The organism is Mesobacillus harenae (assembly GCF_013343715.1).
Lineage (GTDB): Bacteria > Bacillota > Bacilli > Bacillales > Cytobacillaceae > Mesobacillus_A > Mesobacillus_A harenae.
In genome coordinates, this window is the sequence record NZ_JABUNR010000004.1 from 223,164 (window position 1) to 242,834 (window position 19,671).

Below are 19,671 nucleotides of genomic sequence, written 5' to 3' on the forward strand. Positions count from 1 at the left end.
CGGTGCATTTTCTATATCATACAATATTTCGACTTAAAGTACTATTACAAAGTTTCTGATAACCGTAATTATTTTGGATAAAAATAAATAAACTTTTACATAATCCCAAAATGATCCAGGATATCTCTTAATAAAAAGCCATGTTATTTTTGAAATATTTATTATTTGAAGTTTTAAAGCGTGATTTAAAGGATATTAGGATAATATATCTTATTTATTAATGTACAATAGACTAATATAATAAACTTTCATTGTTTGATTTGGAGGCATTACTAGAGGGCCCCAAGCACATATACACGAGAGAGGGGATCCATATTGAATCTGAAAAAGATAGCAGCTACTGCAATATTACTGTCAGGAGCTTTTGGAGGCACCGCTCTGGCACAAGAACACGCTATTGAAAAACAGCCGGTTAGGGAACACGTTTCCTTAATAAAAGAATTGCCTGAACAAATGGCGAGATTTAAGTTCCAGTCGGATTATCAGTTTGAGTATCCAGATGCCGTAAGAGGGGTATATGTTACTGGTCATTCAGCAGGAGGGGAAAGGCTTCAGACTCTAATTTCTTTAACAAATGAAACTGAATTAAATGCAATGGTTATTGATATCAAGGACGATTTTGGTAATGTTACATATAAGCTTCCAGAAGGATCGGAATATAATAATGTGGGCAAGTCTTATATTGGAGATCCACTTCAACTAATGGAACAGCTAGAAGAAAATGAGGTTTATCCTATCGCCAGAATAGTAGTTTTTAAAGATACGGTACTGGCTGAAGAGAAGCCGGAGTGGTCTTTTAAGGACGGGAATGAAGTTTGGAAGAATCGGAGAGGCGAGTCTTTTGTAAATCCGTTTTTAAAAGAAGTATGGGATTATAATATAGGGATTGCAATTGAAGCTGCTAAGATGGGTTTCCAGGAAATCCAGTTTGACTATGTCCGCTTCCCAGAGGGATTTGAAAACCGTGACACGGAACTACAATATTCAATGGGTGATTACCCAGAGGACCATCAGGATAATGTACAGACAAGGGTAAGTGCTGTAACCGATTTTGTTGCTTATGCAAAAGAAAAGCTAGAACCATATGATGTGGATGTGTCCGTCGATATATTCGGATACACAGCTACCCTTCCAGAAGCTCCGGGTATTGGACAAAACTTCACGAAGATCTCGGAACATGTGGATGTTATTTCTTCTATGATTTATCCTAGCCATTGGACATCTTATTTTGGGGTTGCAAAGCCAGACCTGGAACCATATAAGATTATAAAGGAATATGCAAAGCTGGAAAATAAAAAACTTTCGGAACTTGATAACCCTCCAATTTCAAGGCCTTGGATCCAAGACTTTACAGCTTCTTATTTAGGGAAAGGGAATTATCTAAATTATGGAAAAGCAGAGGTGGAGGCGCAAATTCGTGCTCTTAATGAAGAGGGAATTAATGAGTATCTTCTCTGGAATGCAGGCAACCGCTACACAGAGAATGTAGATTATACACCTTAAAACGGTGTGTCTAGACTTTCTGTAAATGTATGCCCGGAGAATCAACAGACTGATTTGCAGAGGAAAATAAAAGACTGTAGACAAGCTGATTTCATCGAGTTTGTCTACAGTCTGAGGAGAAGGTCTAAAAACAAGCCCTTCTCTTTTTTTGTTCTAAGGTAAGAAAGTATAAAAGTTGAACCTTGACTACCGTCTAACTACAGCGCCTAGTCGGCTTTCTCTAGGTTACATATCTAGTAAAGGGAGCGGCCGAAGAGTCCTCTGCCTCCACGGTTAAAGCCGCGTCGTAAGGCTGCAAAGAAGCTATTACAGGGGTAGGTGTTCTTGTGCCGAAGTCAAAGAACGACTTCAACAGCAAGGCCCCAGCACTTGTCAAAGCTAAACAGTCGGCTTCATATTAAGGTTTGTCGGGACTGATCACTAAGGAAATCTGCTAAGAGAATTACCTTCGCAGAAACAAGCTGGACTTATGCTTAGTTCCTAAGGAGCTTCTTAAAAGGAAGCAATCACATCAGTTGTCACCTCAAGGAAGTTAGAGTATGATAATAAATGGGAACTACTTTTGTTTCCTGCCGCCAACAGCTTTCCAGCCAGTTTGCATTCTGTCTGACTGATCCACGAATTCGGACTTACGCTTTCCGCCAAAAACTTTTTCCCCTAACCCATTAAGAAATACGCCCATGATAGCTGTAATTCCGATTACTAGTAAAGCAACTAAAGTTAAATCTAATATGTAACCACCCATAATAAACCTCCATCTTTCTTTTTCACCAAATGACGCTAGCTGGTGATAAATATGAAAAACTGGTGCTACTCTCATTTTAAAAGAACTTATGCCGTATTAAAAGCTATAATTCAACAAATAGTAAATTTATTGGCCAGAATTACATATAAAGAAAGCTGGATGCTTATCAGGATGGAATAAAATTTCAAAGGAGCATGTCATGCATTGGTATGAAAAACTAAATCAGTATTTCCCTATTGAGGAAATGAAATCTCAGGAGCACATGGAATCTTTATTAAAGGAAAAGGGTGATATTTACCGTAAAGACGAAGGCCCCCACCATGTCCTTATGTATGTTGAACTTGAAAATTTTGTGTTTATTGATTATTTATTTGTTTCGAAAGATGCCCGTGGTCAGGGTCTAGGCCACAAACTTATCCAAAACCTTAAGAAGAAGGGCAAGGCAATTATTTTGGAAGTGGAGCCTGTTGACTATGAAGATACAGATACCGAAAAGCGGCTTCGTTTTTATAAGCGGGAAGGGTTTGAGCATGCCCAATCGATTGGTTATAAAAGAAGGTCACTGGCTACTCAAGAAATTAATGCTATGGAAATTTTATACTGGGCTCCTGGTGAAGAATCGGAAGAGTTAGTGTTCGAAGCAATGAAAGCAACCTATAAGATGATTCATACCTATAAGGATGAAAAGTTTTACGGTAAATCTTATCAGCCAGTGGATGAAGTATTAACATTTGAAGAAAATAAAAATGACAAAGACCTGTTAAGCGAATTATAAAGATCGAGCAGCCATGCGAGTGCATAGGCTGCTTTTTCATTCTAAAACTTCAAATGAGAATTTAAAGAAGTGTAACTGGGGAATAAAAAAAGTTTAAATTTAAGGTTTACCGAAGTTTATAAAGGGTATTAAGGTACAGAATTGAAAAATTTTAAAACGACCAGCATATAAATAGGCAGATAAGACGAATAAATATCAAGATAACAAACAAAAGGAGGAATATTCTAAGAAAAAATGAAACTTTTGACATGAGAATACGCCTATTGAAGGAAGTAAGATTAAAAGCCTCTCTCAGAAAGTTACATATATGTCTATATATTTTTCTGAAAAGGGATACCAAGTGACTCACTTTTAGTGTATAATAAACAATATAAATTACAAAATTAAACTTATTTTAATTTAATAATATTGCTGCTAAATTGGTGGCAATATTATAAGAGTTTAGCAAAGGGAGTGTGAATTTACCAATGGTCACTTTATACACTTCACCAAGTTGTACTTCTTGCAGAAAAGCAAAATCGTGGCTTGAAGAGCATGAAATTCCATATAAAGAGCGGAATATTTTCTCCGAACCTTTATCAATTGATGAAATCAAGGAAATATTGAGAATGACTGAGGACGGAACAGATGAAATCATCTCAACCAGATCAAAAACATTCCAAAAACTTGATGTTAATCTGGAAACAATGCCACTTCAAGATTTATTTGAATTAATAAAGGAAAATCCAGGATTGTTACGCCGTCCAATTATTATTGATGAAAAGCGCTTGCAAGTTGGATATAATGAGGATGAGATTCGCAGGTTCCTGCCTCGGAAAGTCCGTACATTCCAGCTTAGAGAAGCTCAACGTCTAGTTAACTAAAAGAATCCTCCAACTCATAAACAGAGTTGGAGGATTTTTTGCGGCTAAGGCTCCTCATAATTTGATAACTGGCTTTTTTTCTGCTAGAATTTAAAGAATACTTTGATATTCATGGGCAACTCACACTTAGATAGCTAGCAAAGAATTATATAAATTATATCCGATATTTATTAAGATCCCCTCAGCTCTTAACTCTCAATACCAACTAAGTTACAACATTGCTTAAAACTGCATGTCAGGCTGAGACAGTTAGGCATTGTTGCTAATACTGTGGGGGAAATATTGGCTGATAAAAAGGGCGTCTTTTTGTTTCCCTTATTGAACATTTTATCATAAAATATAAGTACAAGATCATCATTCTGGATGCTTTCCCTTTATTAACAAGGTGATTTAGTTTCATAATATAAGGGTAAAAGAAAAATATTCGACTTTGGGGGTTTAGTCCCTTCATTTCTTTACCTGGAAGGGAGAGAGTAAAATGGAAATAGAACGGATCAATGAAAATACTGTAAAGTTTTATATATCATATATGGACATCGAAGAAAGAGGATTTGACAGGGAAGAGATTTGGTATAATCGGGAACGAAGTGAAGAACTTTTCTGGGAAATGATGGATGAAGTACATCAAGAAGAGGAATTTACTGTTGAAGGACCTCTCTGGATACAAGTTCAAGCCCTTGATAAAGGGTTAGAGGTTTTGGTTACGAAGGCACAGCTCACAAAAGATGGACAAAAGTTTGAATTGCCTGTGTCTGATGAAAAAATGAAGGACTTCCCGGTTGATGAGAAAATTGAGGATCTTCTTGATCATCATTTCACCCCGAAAGGTTCTGAGGAAGAGGAAGATGAGGGTGTTGAAGGGGATTTAGAGTTCTTGATTGTATTCAATGATTTTGAAGATATTATTTCCCTGGCAAAGCGACCTGGTATAGGAGACATAGTCACTACTTTATATAGCCTTGAAGGGAAGTACTACCTATATTCTGAATTTCCTGAAGAAGTATTCCAGGATGAAGATGAAATTGATAATCTTTTGAGCATTTTGCTTGAGTTTGGCCTGGAATCGGGGACGACTATACACCGTCTAGAGGAATATGGTAATAAAATAATTGAGAATGATGTTTTCGAAGTTATTAGAAAGCACTTTTCCTGACCAAAAGGCCGATTTCCGACATGGAAACGGCCTTTTGCAAAATAATGGGGCAGCCAGAATGCTTAATACAAGAAAATTAATATGTGGAATTGGTTAGGATAGATATTTGGGCTGAATGTAATTTAAGCTTATATTGACCCCTAGAAGACATCATTGCCATACTGATTAAGGGTTCAAAGGACCGAAAAATATACCCTTTGGTTCTGGGTAGGCTAGGAAGGTTGAACCTTTTCAGTGCATATTGTTGACTATTAATTATTAAAGAGAACTGCATTGGCCAAATGTGGTTTTTTTTATTGTTAGGAAACTATAAAAGGTTTCAAGTTTAGGATAATCTTGTGCTTTTTCTGTATCCAGCGCCCAGCAACTAGTGTACTTCGCTCTTCTCCTATGAAAACCCAAGTTCTGCATGTTTCCTTTATCGCAGTCAGTGTTCCTCCAGCCGATACTGCTCTTACCTGGCGCTAACGGTTTTTATTCTGCCAAAGAAGAAGGATTTCCTTTCGTCAATGTGAAATTAATAAAGTGGAAAGGAGGAATGACATGTTAACAGCCCATAATAGTTCTGGACAAAGGGTATGCTTGGCAGATGAAAGGATACGAACAAAGGTAAAAGAATTAAGAAAGGTGGAGGATTTTTTTTGCCCGGAATGTGGATGTCGGCTGGTTTTAAAGCTAGGTGATAAAAAAGCCTGGCATTTTGCGCATGAACATCGAAGCAGCTGCAGTGACTATAAGCGGGAGACACTCTACCACCTTTCAGGAAAAAAGCGGATCTACGAGTGGCTTAAGCGCTGGGATATAAGCCCGGAAATTGAGCCGTTTGATCCGATCTGCAGGCAAAGGCCGGATGTGGGGTTTTGCTGGAATAAGAAAAAATACGTTGTTGAATACCAGTGCTCACCTATTCCTGAAACTTTGTTTTTAAAACGAACGAACGTTTTTTTCGAAAACGACTATTACCCTATTTGGATATTAGGGGGAAACCAATTAAAGAGATTAAAGAATAATGTTGTTTCACTTTCAGCTTTTCATCTATTATTCACACATTTACTCCGCGGACAAGAGGTGCTCATTGTTTATTGCCCCGTTACAAAGCAGTTGATCATACTTCACCAACTTGTTCCAATTTCAACTCGAAAGTTTCTATGCTCCTTTTATATAAACACCCTTGAATACTTAAAACCTTCATCTTTTCTTCCCGACTTGTCTATAAAACAGCCTTTTATATTGAATTGGGTCCTTGAATTAAAGCGTTTCAAAGACCGTCTGAGTACTGGTCCAGGGGCATACAACAATTGTTTCTTGCGTACATTGTATCAAAACAGACTAAACATACACCTTCTTCCCCCTCAGTTAGGCGTCCCTGTGAAAAACAGTCTTTTAATCGAAACCCCGCCGCTAATATGGCAAACCTTTCTTTTTATCGATGTTTTTCAGCACCATAAGGCTGGGCAGCTTATTTCATTATCAAGTCTGATTGAAGCCTTTTCTAAAAGGGTGAGGAAGAAGGAAATTCTCCTTAGACGACTGCCGCTTGTGAAAACCCGAAATCCCGGTGAGGCGGTTCTGTCTTATATGGAGATTTTAACGATACTTGGTTATTTTAAACTCGTTAATAACTCAATGTTTCAATTAAAGAAGCCAATTACGATTTCTGGGTCTATTCCTGAAAAAATTAAAATGGAGCGGCTTTTTTATAACCAGTTTGGCTTGCAAATCGAGACTGCCTACCATAGTACGAAAAGTTTTTATTAATGAAAAGGCAGGGTAAAGCGTAAAATAGAAGGAGTAAATCATGAAAACGGGAGGAATTCTAAAGTTTGACTCGAATCTAACAATATAATAAACTTGCGACAATCTTAACGTGAATGGAGGATTTTTATGACTAATGATACTAAGGCAAAAAGACTGCCGGCCAGAAGTGAAATACCGGCACAAGATAAATGGAGACTTGAGGATATCTTTTCTTCTGATGTTGATTGGGAAAAAGAATTTTTGGAAGTAAGTTCTTCGCTTCCGAATATTGAGAAGTTTAAAGGAACTCTTGGGAACAGCGCCGAAGCTCTTTACGATGCTCTTAAATATCAAGACGAATTGATGGAAAGACTTCTTAAACTATATACATACGCTCACATGAGGTATGACCAAGATACGACGAACTCTTTTTATCAAGGCTTGGATGAAAGGATCAAGAGTTTATACTCCCAGGCTTCTAGTTCCCTGGCTTTCATTATTCCAGAGATTCTTGCTATCGATGAACAAAAGGTGGAAGATTTTCTTAAGGGACATGATGCTTTAAAGCTGTATGAACATGCGTTAGAAGAAATTAATTTACAGAGGCCGCATGTACTTTCTGCTGATCAGGAGTCACTTCTAGCGCAGGCAGCAGAAGTAATGGGCTCATCAGGCAACACATTTGGAATGCTCAATAATGCCGATCTAGAATTTCCTGCTATTAAGGATGAAAACGGTGAAGAAGTTGAAATTACGCACGGGAGATATATTCGGTTCCTTGAAAGTGAGGATCGCCGAGTCCGCAAAGATGCATTTAAAGCTGTCTATGAAACTTATGGCAAATTTAAAAATACATTTTCAAGTACATTAAATGGTACCGTTAAAAAGGATAATTTTAATGCAAGAGTGCGCAAATATGATTCAGCAAGGCATGCCGCCTTAGCAGCAAACAATATCCCGGAATCTGTCTATGAAAACCTTGTAAAGACAGTTCACGATAATCTTCCGTTGCTCCACAGATATATTAAGCTCAGGAAAAAGGTACTTGGAGTAGAGAAGCTTCATATGTACGACCTTTATACACCGCTTGTGAAGAATGTAAATATGGATGTGAGTTACAAAGAGGCGGAAGAACTAATTTTAAAAGGCCTTACTCCCCTAGGTGAAGAATACGTTAGTATTTTAAAAGAAGGCTTTGAAAACCGCTGGGTTGATGTTCAGGAAAATAAGGGGAAACGGAGTGGTGCATATTCCTCGGGTGTTTATGGAACAAATCCTTATATTCTTATGAACTGGCAGGATAATGTAAATAATTTATTTACACTGGCACATGAATTCGGTCATTCTGTCCATAGCTATTATACAAGAAAGAATCAGCCATTTCCGTATGGAAATTATTCAATCTTTGTTGCAGAGGTAGCCTCGACTTGTAATGAGGCCTTATTAAACAATCATTTACTAAATACGATTGAAGATGAGCAAAAACGACTTTATTTGCTGAATCACTATTTAGAGGGATTTAGGGCAACAGTCTTTAGACAAACGATGTTCGCAGAGTTTGAACATTTGATTCATCAAAAAGCACAAAATAATGAAGCGTTAACAGCCGAATCCCTTACAGAGGAATATTATGAGTTGAATAAGAAGTATTTTGGGGAAGAAGATATCGAGATAGATGAAGAAATTGGACTTGAGTGGGCAAGGATACCTCATTTCTACTACAATTATTATGTATACCAATACGCAACAGGATATAGTGCTGCAACGGCCTTAAGCAAACAAATCCTTGAAGAAGGGGAGCCTGCAGTTCAGCGTTATCTAGAATTTCTTAAAGCAGGCAGCTCTGACTACCCAATTGAAGTTCTAAAAAAGGCTGGCGTTGATATGACAAGCTCACAGCCGATAGAGCAAGCATGCAAGGTATTTGAACAAAAGCTAGAAGAAATGGAAAAACTCCTTTCATAAAAGAATTGCCGACTGTCCAAAAACGCAAAAACTGGAGACTCCGACAAAGAAACTTGACCGTTGTAGCGTCGGTTGGCTCTCAGAACCATCATTTGGGGCTGTCAGTGGACCCGGAGACAAAGTGATTACCTTGAGAAAATGTTTCTGCTTTATGTCCTAACCAAGAGACCGCCGCAAAAGTATGGGCGGTTTTTTGTCGTCTATTGGAGAAAGGGCTAAAATCCTTTAAACTTTTTCCGATCATTTAAAAGGAGAATTAACACAAACAAGGAGAGGAACAAAATCGGTGAGCTAATATAAAGTGGAATTAAGTGCATAAGGGCCATTATATGAAGTAAGAAAGCAGCTAAAATTAAAAGACACATGATTATAGGAATCAAGGTTTTCAAGTCGGTATCCTCCAAACGTGTGGTTATCAGAGAGTATACTCATCTCATACCAATATATTCACTTGTCCCTGGTGGCATTCCGAGTTTTTGACAATATTGTGAAATGAAACACAATGTTATTGTCATGGTTCAAAAGTGATGGTATATTAATGTTGTGAAGTTGATCACATACAAACATATACCCCTTTTGTTTGACCGTGAAAGATTTCTCCCATCCCCTTTGTTCGCATATATAAAAAAGGCCTTTCAGCATGCCGGCTGAAAGGCCTTTTTCTTGTGAAGATAAGAGTAGGGGCATCATGACTCAATATATTTCCAGAACATCCCGTACTTTACTGGAACCTGCTCAACAGCTTGCTTCAATAACAGCTTTTTCATTTCCTTCTCTACTTGTTGAACAGTTATGTTGTACACGACTGAAATCTCTTTTGAAGCAACAAGCTTATAGTACTTAAGAAATGATTCCAATGGCGGCGGAGTAGCCGGAACTGGTTTTTCCTGAAGCATCTCTTCCAGAATCTGAACGTAAACCTCATAAGGGTAATAACCTGTTATTTTAATACCTTCCTCTTCCACTTTGGAATTAAAGAAAACGAAAGTTGGTATTTCCTGTACTTCCATTTCAGTTGTAATTTTCAGATCACATTGAAATGCTTTTGCTGCACCTTCCGAATGAATATCCGTAACAAATTCTGCAACATCAAGATCTACAGACCGGGCGCAATCTTTAAGGACCTCAAAACTAGAAACATTTAGCTTCTCAAGAAATAAGACTTCTTGTATTTTTCGCAGAAAACGAATACCTTTTCTTCTTCCTTGCAATTCAGCAGCTTTAATTGCGACCGAAGCAAGATAGGGAGAATTGACAGGATTCTCAAACCATAGGTTGCCATCACATGACATTCCAGATCGGCTGGCCGTTTTTTCCCATAGATCTGCTATAGAATCATATTGTTTTTTACTTCCCATATTCAAGGAAGCAAGGCGGCCGCTTAACACATGCTTTAAAGAAAAATAGCGTCCATATTCTATCTGCAGCTTTTTTATAATCGGTTCCAAAGCCCAGCATTCGGGACATAGAGGGTCGACGAACATATAGATTTCAATCGGCTTCTTTTCATTCCCATGACAATGGTGGGATGAGTTCATTGTTGCTTGTTGAAATTTATTACTCACTAGCTTTCACCCTTTAGTTCATCGTCTGGCGTATTTATCATATGTTGGGCCGTCAAAACTAGCCTGGAATAAAAATTCTTTCGTAATTCCCCATCAAGACCGATTTCATCCATTGCTTCTGCCATACACGAAAGCCAGGCTTTAGCTCGTACTGGAGTGATTTCGAATGGCAGGTGTCTTGCTCGCATCATTGGATGTCCATGTTCATGTGTATATAATTGAGGGCCGCCCAGGTACTGAGTCAAAAATTGTTTTTGTTTTCTGGCCGTCTCTGTCAAATCATCAGGAAAAATAGGAGTGAGATCAGGGTGCTGTCCAACCCGGCGATAAAAAGCATCAACTAGCTTGTGAAGCTTTGCTTCACCAACGGCTTCAAACGGTGTTGGCATATGCTCGACCATAATATTAACTCCTTTAAATTAATGTAATATGTTTCTTATTTTATCAATGCTATATTTATAACTCAAACAAATAGCTTATATATGACTAGTTTCGTTTTAATGTACACAAAAAAACCGTCTGTTACCACTAACAAACGGTTCATTCCAACTTGTAATATTATCCAATAAAAGTCCGAGTAACATTCCTAACGTAACTTTGTGTTTCTTTAAATGGAGGGATACCTCCGTATTTGTCAACGTTACCAGGGCCAGCGTTATAAGCAGCGAGAGCGAGGTCTATATTTTGATCATAGCGGTCAAGCATCTGGCGGAGGTACTTGCTGCCCCCAAGGATGTTTTCAGCTGGATCGAAAGCATTCTTGACCCCAAGGTATTGGGCTGTACCAGGCATAAGCTGCATTAGCCCGGAAGCTCCAGCATGGCTGATAGCATTGGGGTTGAAATTAGACTCTTGTTTAATCACAGCCTTTATTAAAGGGACCGGAAGATTATAAGTATCCGCAGCCTGTTTAATAATATCATCGTAATCCCCTTTACCCACCGTGAGCTTTGTCATTTGAACAGGAGGGAGTACAGGTCCAGTATGGGGTGCAATAGAGGCCAGACCTTGAGGAAGTTCGCTGCTTAGTTCTTTCTTGAAAAACTCCTCCCCCTGGCTCTTTAGGAAATCCTGTAACAACTCCTCAAATTGAGTCGTTTGATTTAACGGTGAGGTACGGCTGAAATTTTGGAGTGCCTGCAGTTCAAGCATAACTTTTAATTGATTAATATTCATGTCGTCTCCTGTTAAATGCTTTTATATTTTTCATTATAAAACCGTTTGATTTTATTTTCTGTGTCACGAAGAGGGATGCTAAGTTGATTTAGTAAGTGTAAAAACGTTTCCTGACCTTGCTTCGCGTCTTCTACCTCATATTCTATCTCATAATCAGTCTTGTTTAAATAGTCACTAATATCAAGGGCAATTAATCCACTTTTGTATGGTGTTTCCGCTCTCCTTGTTATCAAAGAACCAAAATGGTGAAGCTGTTCACTGCCGACTAGGTTAAATAAGGCGGACATTACAATACCTTCGGGAATATTTCCAGTTTCAAGGGCGGTTTTCACCTGGCTTGCAGACAAAGTTTGATTGGTCTCAAGCAAGCCTTCCTTTGCAGGCTGCTTTAGAGTGAGCTCTGCTTTCCCGTCTTTCTCGCGAATTCTTAAAGCAGAATTTTTATCCTTAAGGTTGTAGGCAGGGGTTTCAAAGTAATGATTTACCTGTTTGGCAAACATATCCGATGTGATGTTAAAATAGGCGGTAGCCTTGTTAAATTCAGCTTCAGTAAGCAGGTTTTTAAATTCAATTTCAATTTGTTGAGACACTGTCATTCTTCCTTTCTGCAGGGCACTAGCCATATTATCTCTTTCTTTCAATGACACTTCAATCCTTAGAAATAATTGTTTCAATATGGTAAAATAAAAAAGATTAATGGAGGTTCAAAATTATGAAAAGAAAAATAACTATTTTAAACGCAGAAGTGACAGAAAATGAACTTATTCTAGAAGCGGATTCAGATATAGACCTATCAGGACTTAATGATGCCGGGCAAATGTTAGTTGATTCTGATAATCTTTCATTCGTCTATCTTGCAGAGGAAGAGGAAGAATATATCTATATATCTGTACCTGAAGCGGTTTGGCCGGATATTCAAAAAGCACGCCAGCTTAAACTGCAGGCAATAGCCGTTAATAATAAAGGTAAGCTAATGCTGACACGGTTTATGGAGGAGCTGGAATATTTAATTGAAAATATAAAGGGTAACAGTAACTATGGAGAGGAAATGGTCGCAAAAGTAGAGGGTGTTTTTTAGCGAGCCAAAATCACCATCCGCTTTACTCGTATATAAAGATAGAACCGGATGAGGTGGACACAGTTGAAGCATTGGGATCACTTTTTAGAGCCCTATAAGCAGGCAGTTGAGGAGTTAAAAGTGAAACTTAGGGGGATGAGAACCGAATTCGACCTTAATTCTGCACATTCCCCGATTGAATTTGTTACCGGAAGGGTAAAACCTATTGCAAGTATTTTGGATAAAGCTAACGAAAAGGGCATTCCTCTAGATAAGCTTGATACGGAAATGCAGGATATTGCCGGATTGAGAATGATGTGCCAGTTTGTGGAGGATATAAAAACAGTTGTTGAACTCATAAGGAAACGGAACGATTTTGAAGTTGTGGAAGAAAGAGATTACATATCACATAAAAAAGCCAGTGGTTATCGATCCTATCATGTGGTTATCAAATATCCAGTTCAAACGATTAGCGGAGAAAAAAATATTCTAGCGGAAATTCAGATTAGAACATTGGCAATGAATTTCTGGGCAACAGTTGAACATTCGCTCAATTACAAGTACAAAGGACAATTTCCAGATGATATACAACTCCGTCTCAAACGTGCTGCTGAAGCTGCTTTCCGCCTTGATGAGGAAATCTCGATAATAAGAGGAGAAATCCAGGAAGCCCAGGCGTTTTTCACAAGGAAGAAAGAGTTGAAGCAGGATGGAGAAAACTAAGCGGACGAAGACGGTCTGTTTCTAATTAAAAAAGGTGTGTGGAATTTATGAGATTTGCCATAACTTCAAAAGGTGATTCAAGATCCAACACGTTAATGCATAAAATGAGATCTTATCTTCTTGATTTTAACCTAATTTATGATGAAGACCAGCCAGATATTTGTATATCTGTTGGTGGTGACGGGACATTATTATATGCCTTTCACCGATACAGCCGCCGGCTGGACAGGACGGCGTTTGTAGGTGTACATACAGGGCACCTTGGTTTTTATGCCGACTGGGTTCCCGAGGAAATAGAAAAATTGGTTATTGCGATTGCTAAAACCCCTTATCAAGTTATTGAATATCCTCTTTTAGAGGTTATTATCCGCTATCTGTATGGAGGGAAGGAAACTCGCTACCTTGCCTTGAATGAATCAACTGTAAAAGCAGTTGACGGTACCCTGGTTATGGATGTTGAGATACGTGGTCAGCACTTTGAAAGGTTTCGGGGGGACGGCCTCTGTGTTTCTACCCCGTCCGGAAGCACTGCCTATAACAAGGCACTCGGGGGGGCTATTTTACATCCTTCTATTCCTGCCCTTCAATTAGCTGAGATGGCCTCGATCAATAATAGGGTTTTCCGAACAGTCGGTTCTCCTCTAATTCTTCCGGATCATCATACATGCATGCTGAAACCGGTTAACAGGCCCGATTTTCAAATAACAATCGATCATCTTACTCTCCTTCATAAAGATGTAAAGTCAATCCAGTTTCGGGTAGCAGATGAGAAAATTAGATTTGCCCGGTTCAGACCATTCCCGTTTTGGAAACGGGTTCATGATTCATTTATCTCTGATTAATTTCTGAATGACAGGAGCAAAAAAAATGGGCGATCGGTTCAGCCTTTCCTGGTGCATGGGGAGCCGGGAAGAAGGAAAGTTTATACGTGATTTCCTAAGAGAAAAAAACATATCAAAATCTGCTCTAACTGATATTAAATTTAAGGGCGGAAGTATTACGGTGAATGGTGAAGAAACGACCGTTCGTTATGCTCTCAGAGAATCTGATTTACTAAAGGTGATTTTTCCGGAAGAGGTTCCTTCAGTAGGACTAAAAGGGGAACTATTGCCGCTTGAAATTATATATGAAGATGAGTCCTTGCTTGTCATCAATAAGCCGGCAGAGATGAACACAATACCTTCCAGGGAGCATCCCTGCGGAAGCCTTGCTAACGCTCTTATCGGCTATTATGATAATGCCGGAATACCTTCAACCACCCATATTGTAACGAGGCTTGACCGTAATACTACTGGTCTTGTTCTTGTTGCTAAACACCGGCATGTACATCATCTGCTTTCACTTCAGCAAAAGTACGGACAATTAAGGCGTGTTTATGAAGCATTCACAGAAGGCTGGCTGGCTGGCGCTGAAGGCAAAGTTGAGGAGCCTATAGGAAGAAAAGAAACGAGTATTATTGAGCGCGAGGTCCGCCCGGATGGACAATATGCCTGCACTTTTTATCAGGTTATAGAAAGAAAAAAGAATTTTACTTGGGTGGAACTTCGCCTAGAAACAGGGCGTACGCATCAGATAAGGGTGCATATGTCACATTTAGGTCATCCGCTTTTAGGGGATGGATTATATGGCGGTAACAATACTCATATAAAAAGGCAGGCTCTCCATTGTAAGAGATTAACCTTTTCCCATCCTTTAAGTGAAGAGATTCTTGAGTTTGAAGTTGGATTGCCAACAGATATGGGCAGGCTCCTATAAAAGAGTAACCTCCTTTACAATCCTGCAAACTTTTAAGAAGGCACAGGAGAATCAAGCAGTAGTTTTTTGACGACGGAACTGACCCAGACAATGCATGAAATTATCCGTAAGTGGGTATTGAAAATCTGTAAACGAATAAAAAACCGGGACATTGTCCCGGTTTTGCTAATCAAGGCTCTTTTCAAATTGGATCCTTTAACTTTCCATCTACAAGCGGCATTGTAGATGGAACAGACAAAATTTCTAATTCAGGATATCTTAAAGCAGTTAATTTACCGCCAAAAACAGCCCCTGTATCAATATTGATTGTTCTATTGATGAATCTAGCCTCTTTTACAGGAGTATGGCCATAGACAATAAGTGCTGAACCATTGTAATCCACTGCCCAATCTCTTCTCACAGGAGTTCCGTCCGGGTTTTTCTCACCGGTAATGTCCCCATATAATACAAAGGTTTTAACTTTTGAAGTTCTTTTCCCAATATACTCCTCCTTAATCCCTGCGTGTGCGATGATTAACTGAGCATTATCTAATACATGGTACAACGGAGCATTTTCATAAAGATCGATAAAGTGCTGGCGGAATTCAGTCTGTCCATCCTTTGGCAATGTTTCATATTCTGCTACTGTCGTCTCCAGTCCATGAGTGACCTGTACCTTGTTTCCCAAAAGAAACCGGTAGAGCTTATTGCAATGGTTCCCAGGCACATAGTATGCATTTTTTTGGCTGACTAATTTACAAACACATTCAGCTGTTTTAATCGAATCAGGTCCTCTGTCCGTTAAGTCGCCAACAAAGGCAAGATGTCTCCCTAAAGGGTGAACAGGTAGGTTAGCCTGCCATACATAACCCAGTTTTGAAGTGAGTTCATAAAATTCTTCAAAACAGCCGTGGAGATCTCCTATAATATCCAGTTTCATCTAAGCACCCCTTTTCCATAGACTTTATTATCTTACCCATATTTCTGGATAGTGTAATTCTCTCTTGATTAAAGGGGAAAGTAAGGTATCTTAAAATATAAATTTCTGCTTCGAAAATTCTGATATTTTAAAGTTCAATGATTATAACACGACAAAAAAATTGATATTTGCTAGTATAAGTAAAATAAGCTGAGAAAGGGGGCAATGCCATGAAGGAAAAACGCAGTGAAAATGGCAATCGTGCGATTAACATGGATCTTTTGATAGAAGCTCTTTCTGGCGAAAGAATAGACGAATTCCGCCAAGAATTTTTGGAACTTCATCCATATGATCAAGCCTCCGTTTTTAGTGAGCTGCCTGAAAATTTAAGGGATAAAGTATATCAGTATCTTTCACCAGAAGAAATGGCAGATTTATTTGAGAACCTGGATAATGAGGAAGTTGAATATAAAGATCTTTTGGCGGAAATGGCGCCAGGTTATGCCGCTGATATGCTGTCGCATATGTACGCAGATGATGCGGTTGATGTATTAAATGAGCTTGAAAAGGATCAAGTAGTAAGTTACCTGACCATCATGAATAAGGAAGCTGCTCAGGAAATTAAAGAGCTCCTTCATTATGAAGAGTATACAGCAGGTAGTATCATGACAACTGAATTTGTTGCTATATCTGCCAATCAGACTGTCAGATCGGCTATGTACATTCTGAAAAAGGAAGCACCAGGCGCAGAAACTATTTACTACGTCTATGTCCTTGACGAGGAGAGAAGGCTTGCAGGCGTTGTATCCCTTAGAGATTTAATTATTACCGAAGATGATGTTATGATATCCGAAATTATGAATGACCGCATTACTTCTGTTTCGGTTGGAGAAGACCAGGAGGAGGTCGCCAGGATGATGAGAGACTATAACTTTCTTGCTGTTCCTGTAGTGGATTTTCAAAACCACCTGCTTGGCATTATCACTGTAGATGATATCATGGACGTTATGGATGAAGAGGCATCTGACGATTACTCCAAACTCGCGGGTATTGCCGACATTGATACAATGGACAAAAGTTCAATAGGTGCAGCCCGGAAAAGGCTTCCCTGGCTGATCATTCTCCTTTTTCTTGGGATGTTTACTGCAAGTTTAATTGGCCGATTTGAAGATACACTTGATCAGGTTGCGATTCTGGCTATATTTATCCCGCTAATTGCAGGTATGGCTGGAAATACGGGCACTCAAGCATTAGCAGTAGCTGTCAGAGGGATTGCGACTGGAGATTTAGAAAAAGAGAACAAAATGAATCTGATTTTACGTGAAGCAGGGACAGGACTGATAACTGGAACGACATGTGGTATTCTTATAACTATTATTGTTTACATTTGGAAAGGTGACCTGTTTCTAGGGGGATTAGTGGGTATATCTATCCTATGCACATTAATTATTGCCACTCTAGCTGGCTCGCTGGTGCCGTTATTGATGCACAAACTTAATATTGACCCAGCAGTTGCTTCAGGACCTTTCATAACAACTATTAATGATATTATCAGTATTTTAATTTATTTTGGAATTGCTACCATGTTTATGAGTCATCTTACACAGTAAAGGGGGAAGGATCAATGGAAGAGCATGCATCACTCACATCTCTCCTAATAGTCATTTTGGTCGCATTCATGACACCAATTTTACTGCATCGGTTTAAACTAAATTTTATACCGGTTGTGGTTGCAGAGATACTAGTGGGTTTAATTATAGGCAGCAGCGGGTTTGATATCGTACATGAGGATATGTGGCTAGAAACTCTTTCTACTCTTGGTTTCATCTTTTTGATGTTCCTAAGTGGATTAGAGATAGATTTCAGCGCGTTTTCCGGATCGAAAAAACGGAAAACGCTGCCTAGTGGCAAACTGGAACCCAATACCTTTCTGGTTTCCTCGGTTATATTCGTTGGTATTTTTATCATATCTCTGCTCCTTTCATATGCGTTTGTCTTATTAGGATTCATAGAGAATATGTTTTTAATGACGTTAATCATTTCGACTATTTCCCTTGGGGTAGTTGTGCCGACTCTAAAGGAAGCTCAAATAATGAAATCTGGCATCGGCCAGATTATCTTATTAGTAGCGGTTATTGCCGATTTGGCTACGATGATACTGCTCGCAGTATTTGTCTCTATTAATGATAAAGGTCAAGGGAACACATGGCTGCTGCTTATCTTGTTCGCTGCTGGAGTTGCCCTGTACTTTCTTGGACGACGATTTAAAAACAGGCAATTTATCGACACACTTTCAACAGGTACCACACAAATCGGTACAAGGGCTGTATTTACGCTCATCATTGTACTAGTGGCTGTATCAGAGACAGTAGGGGCAGAAAACATCCTTGGAGCCTTCCTAGCTGGGGTACTGGTTTCATTGCTTTCACCGAATCAGGAAATGATTCATAAGCTCGATTCCTTTGGTTATGGCTTTCTGATTCCAATTTTCTTTGTAATGGTCGGTGTAGGGCTTGATATTTGGTCCTTATTAAGTGATCCAAAAATGTTAATTCTTATTCCATTATTGCTGTTGGCACTATTGCTATCAAAAGTCATTCCGGTATACTTGCTGAAAATATGGTATGACACAAAAACGGTAATAGCATCTGGTTTCTTGCTAACATCAACGCTATCACTTGTTATTGCCGCTGCAACTATCGGAGAAAGAATGGAAGTTATCACTGCAGAAATGAGCGGTACGCTGATTCTTGTAGCTGTACTCTCCTGTGTTATAACTCCTGTGGTTTTCAAAAAGCTTTTCCCTAGGGAATTAACAGAAGAAAAGCAAATTAGGGTATCTTTTATTGGTGCAAACCAAATGACCCTCCCGGTATCCCGGGATTTAAAATCATCGTTATATGAGCCTGTTCTTTATCACACAAAACAGGAAAAATCTGAAAGACAAATAGCCAATTCCCTGTTTGAAATCATTGAGGTAGATGAATTTTCACCAGAGAAACTAGCTGATAAAGGCGCGTTTGACACAGATATAGTCGTTATTTCAACTGGCGATGAAGAGGCCAATGCTACTATCGCGATGGAAGCGAAACAAAGTGGGACTGAGCGAGTTATTGTCAGAGTGGAAAGTCCAGACCTTGAAGGAAATCTTAAAGAACAGGATATTGAGGTATTTTCCGTTCTTCTGTCGACAAATGCATTGCTGCGTGCAGTTATTGAGGCCCCAGCAGTGATTAACATCCTGACAAATCAGGATACGGCTTTATATGAAATACGTATGCTGAATGAACAATTTGCAGGAATGACGGTAAGGAGATTTCCATTTACAGGAGATGTAATATTTGTAAGGATTTTTAGAGGAAAGGACTCGATAGTTCCTCATGGGGAAACAGAGCTGCAAATAAACGATCGATTAATTGTTACTGGAAGTAAAGAATATGTAGATGAACTTAAAAGAGAACTAGAATTCTGCGAATTTTGTTAAGAAAAAATAGAAAAGCGGAGGTGCCTCGAATAAGCCCGACAAGCGCTGGAGGGCTTGAAGGTGAAGTCGTTCTTTGACTTCATCAGCAAGACCGAAGCGACTCGAGGGGTTAGGCGCCGCAGCTAGACAAAGAAAAGCGGAGGTGCCTCGAATAAGCCCGACAAGCGCTGGAGGGCTTGAAGGTGAAGTCGTTCTTTGACTTCATCAGCAAGGCATCTACCTGAAGCAGCTTCTTTGCAGCCTTGCGACGCGGCTTTAGCCGTGGGAGCAGG

General features: G+C 39.1%; 18 protein-coding genes. 12 read left to right on the forward strand and 6 right to left on the reverse strand.

Annotation, left to right across the window (positions count from 1 at the left end):
• Positions 1-321: 321 nt before the first annotated feature.
• A complete protein-coding gene (locus HRJ06_RS06955) occupies positions 322-1,503 on the forward strand; it encodes a putative glycoside hydrolase (RefSeq protein ID WP_422392717.1) in 1,182 nt (393 codons plus the stop codon).
• Between the two features lie 556 nt (positions 1,504-2,059).
• On the opposite strand, the gene HRJ06_RS06960 is transcribed toward HRJ06_RS06955, so the two are convergent.
• Complete coding sequence (locus HRJ06_RS06960) at positions 2,060-2,248, reverse strand: hypothetical protein (RefSeq protein WP_174730913.1); 189 nt, start codon at positions 2,246-2,248, stop codon at positions 2,060-2,062.
• A gap of 199 nt (positions 2,249-2,447) precedes the next feature.
• Between HRJ06_RS06960 and HRJ06_RS06965 the strand changes: the two genes are divergently transcribed.
• From HRJ06_RS06965 to pepF, 5 genes are all read left to right on the forward strand, one after another.
• Entirely contained in the window at positions 2,448-3,023 is a 576-nt protein-coding gene (locus HRJ06_RS06965) for a GNAT family N-acetyltransferase (RefSeq protein ID WP_174730916.1), read from the forward strand.
• 467 nt (positions 3,024-3,490) lie between these two features.
• Complete coding sequence (gene spxA / locus HRJ06_RS06970) at positions 3,491-3,886, forward strand: transcriptional regulator SpxA (RefSeq protein ID WP_174731179.1); 396 nt, start codon at positions 3,491-3,493, stop codon at positions 3,884-3,886.
• A gap of 478 nt (positions 3,887-4,364) precedes the next feature.
• Positions 4,365-5,039 carry an adaptor protein MecA gene (mecA, locus tag HRJ06_RS06975; RefSeq protein ID WP_174730919.1) on the forward strand — a complete coding sequence of 225 codons (675 nt, stop codon included), beginning with the start codon at positions 4,365-4,367 and terminating at the stop codon, positions 5,037-5,039.
• Positions 5,040-5,582: 543 nt separating this feature from the next.
• Positions 5,583-6,797 (forward strand): competence protein CoiA, encoded by a 1,215-nt coding sequence (locus HRJ06_RS06980; protein ID WP_174730922.1) that lies wholly within the window; start codon positions 5,583-5,585, stop codon positions 6,795-6,797.
• A gap of 126 nt (positions 6,798-6,923) precedes the next feature.
• Positions 6,924-8,741: an oligoendopeptidase F gene (gene pepF, locus HRJ06_RS06985; RefSeq protein WP_174730925.1), complete on the forward strand. Its 1,818-nt coding sequence runs from the start codon at positions 6,924-6,926 to the stop codon at positions 8,739-8,741.
• Positions 8,742-9,427: 686 nt separating this feature from the next.
• Here the strand turns inward: pepF and HRJ06_RS06990 are convergent.
• The 4 genes from HRJ06_RS06990 to HRJ06_RS07005 form a co-directional block, all read right to left on the reverse strand.
• The gene (locus HRJ06_RS06990) at positions 9,428-10,279 is read right to left on the reverse strand and encodes a ClpXP adapter SpxH family protein (RefSeq protein ID WP_174731183.1); all 852 of its coding nucleotides are present in this window, start codon (positions 10,277-10,279) and stop codon (positions 9,428-9,430) included.
• 26 nt (positions 10,280-10,305) lie between these two features.
• A complete protein-coding gene (locus HRJ06_RS06995) occupies positions 10,306-10,707 on the reverse strand; it encodes a globin domain-containing protein (protein WP_174730928.1) in 402 nt (133 codons plus the stop codon).
• A gap of 157 nt (positions 10,708-10,864) precedes the next feature.
• Positions 10,865-11,482 (reverse strand): lytic transglycosylase domain-containing protein, encoded by a 618-nt coding sequence (locus HRJ06_RS07000; RefSeq protein ID WP_174730930.1) that lies wholly within the window; start codon positions 11,480-11,482, stop codon positions 10,865-10,867.
• 11 nt (positions 11,483-11,493) lie between these two features.
• Positions 11,494-12,078 carry a CYTH domain-containing protein gene (locus HRJ06_RS07005; RefSeq protein WP_197969883.1) on the reverse strand — a complete coding sequence of 195 codons (585 nt, stop codon included), beginning with the start codon at positions 12,076-12,078 and terminating at the stop codon, positions 11,494-11,496.
• A gap of 116 nt (positions 12,079-12,194) precedes the next feature.
• On the opposite strand from HRJ06_RS07005, the gene HRJ06_RS07010 reads away from it, so the two are divergent.
• The 4 genes from HRJ06_RS07010 to HRJ06_RS07025 all read left to right on the forward strand — a co-directional run bounded on the left by HRJ06_RS07010 (position 12,195) and on the right by HRJ06_RS07025 (position 15,017).
• Positions 12,195-12,560 (forward strand): UPF0738 family protein, encoded by a 366-nt coding sequence (locus HRJ06_RS07010; RefSeq protein WP_174730936.1) that lies wholly within the window; start codon positions 12,195-12,197, stop codon positions 12,558-12,560.
• A gap of 63 nt (positions 12,561-12,623) precedes the next feature.
• Entirely contained in the window at positions 12,624-13,262 is a 639-nt protein-coding gene (gene yjbM / locus HRJ06_RS07015) for a GTP diphosphokinase (protein WP_277874657.1), read from the forward strand.
• A gap of 47 nt (positions 13,263-13,309) precedes the next feature.
• Positions 13,310-14,104, forward strand: a complete 795-nt coding sequence (locus HRJ06_RS07020) for an NAD kinase (protein ID WP_174730942.1) — start codon at positions 13,310-13,312, stop codon at positions 14,102-14,104.
• Between the two features lie 25 nt (positions 14,105-14,129).
• Positions 14,130-15,017 (forward strand): RluA family pseudouridine synthase, encoded by an 888-nt coding sequence (locus tag HRJ06_RS07025; protein ID WP_174730945.1) that lies wholly within the window; start codon positions 14,130-14,132, stop codon positions 15,015-15,017.
• A gap of 181 nt (positions 15,018-15,198) precedes the next feature.
• Here the strand turns inward: HRJ06_RS07025 and prpE are convergent, their stop codons facing one another.
• Positions 15,199-15,936: a bis(5'-nucleosyl)-tetraphosphatase PrpE gene (gene prpE, locus HRJ06_RS07030; RefSeq protein ID WP_174730948.1), complete on the reverse strand. Its 738-nt coding sequence runs from the start codon at positions 15,934-15,936 to the stop codon at positions 15,199-15,201.
• 251 nt (positions 15,937-16,187) lie between these two features.
• Here prpE and mgtE point away from each other — a divergent pair, with 251 nt between their 5' ends.
• Both mgtE and HRJ06_RS07040 read left to right on the forward strand, forming a co-directional pair.
• On the forward strand, positions 16,188-17,525 hold the full coding sequence (mgtE, locus tag HRJ06_RS07035) for a magnesium transporter (protein ID WP_422392718.1): 1,338 nt from the start codon (positions 16,188-16,190) through the stop codon (positions 17,523-17,525).
• Positions 17,526-17,539: 14 nt separating this feature from the next.
• On the forward strand, positions 17,540-19,399 hold the full coding sequence (locus HRJ06_RS07040) for a monovalent cation:proton antiporter family protein (protein ID WP_174730954.1): 1,860 nt from the start codon (positions 17,540-17,542) through the stop codon (positions 19,397-19,399).
• Positions 19,400-19,671 lie beyond the last annotated feature (272 nt).